Raw genomic sequence first — 1,411 nt, 5'->3', positions numbered from 1 at the left:
AGTTTACGAGAATATATTAATCAATTATAGATAATTGGAGAATAGGTTATGGCAATACCATTTATTATTGCAGGTGCTGCGATCGCTGCTGCTGCATTTGGCGGAAAGAAAGCTTATGATGGATATCAAACAAAATCAGAAGCTGATGAGTTTACGAGAATATATTAATCAATTATAGATAATTGGAGAATAGGTTATGGCAATACCATTTATTATTGCAGGTGCTGCGATCGCTGCTGCTGCATTTTGGCGGAAAAGAAAAGCTTATGATGGATATCAAAACAAAAATCAGAAAGCTGATGATATTTTTACCAAACTGCTAAAAGATAAATATGATAGTAAAAAAAAGAAGAAACTTGATCGTGTAAAACAATAATACCTCTATTCATTTAGAAAAATTGGGTGCTCTTGAATTACAAATAGGTAAAGATTTCAATAAATTTAATACAATAGCCCAAGAGATTTTGAAAAAAATTAATAAGTCTGGAAATGACATTTCCATCACCATACCACGTCATGAAATCAATAAAATTGAAAATTTAGCTATTTCTGCAACAGAATATTTAGGTACTGTTGTAGGTGCTGGTGCGTCAAGTGCCGCAGCTGGTTTCGCTGTATATGGTGGTGTGATGGCATTTGCGGCGGCTTCAACAGGAACGCCTATTGCAGCTTTATCAGGAGCGGCAGCCTATAATGCAACAATGGCTGCAATTGGTGGTGGCTCATTAGCAGCAGGCGGTTGGGGCATGGCAGGTGGCGCAATGGTGCTTGGTGGTGCAGTTGTCGCGCCTATTCTTGCAATCGCTGGCTGGGCTTATGCAAATCACGCTGAAAAAGCATTAGATAATGCACAAAAAATTCGTTCAGAAGTCTCTTCAGCTGTCAAAAAAATGGAATTAGCACAAAAACATTTAATCAAAACAAAAGAATATGTAGTTTCAATCTATGATGTTCTGACTGCCCAATTTAAAATTTTTGAGCCTTATCTGTTGGATTTAATCGATACCGATAAAAAAATGCAACAAAACAAAGCGATGGGAAGAGCTAATTTAGAAGGTGTTAGTGAAAACATTATTAAAACAATTGAAAATGGCTATAAATTAGCTGCAATCATGACACACTTAATCACTACCCCACTTTTTAAACCGCAGTTAAATGATAAGCAAGAAGCAGTTATTACTGATGGAGTTATTCAAATTCAAACTGATAGTAACGGCTTGCAAGTACTGAATCAAGATGCTTTAGAAAAGCAATTGAATATAGCAAAAAACGCGACATTATCTTAAGAGCTTAATTCAAAATAAATAGCAGTAATTTATGCTGCTATTTATAGGTTACAAAATTCATGGAACGTACAGATTATAATTGGCAACAAGAAAATTTAATAATACGATTGTTTCAAAGCCTTGTT

Annotated in this window: 1 pseudogene; it reads left to right on the top strand. The window is 35.1% G+C overall.

Features of this window, described 5'->3' with window-relative positions:
• The first annotated feature begins 196 nt into the window (after positions 1-196).
• Positions 197-1,286 (top strand): annotated as a pseudogene (locus BHE89_RS17230) (chemotaxis protein).
• Positions 1,287-1,411 lie beyond the last annotated feature (125 nt).

The sequence above is a fragment of the Shigella sp. FC1967 genome, assembly GCF_001743005.1.
In the GTDB taxonomy this organism is placed as follows: Bacteria; Pseudomonadota; Gammaproteobacteria; order Enterobacterales; family Enterobacteriaceae; genus Proteus.
Note: the sequence above shows the minus strand (reverse complement) of the source record. Positions and strands in the feature narration are given on the sequence as shown.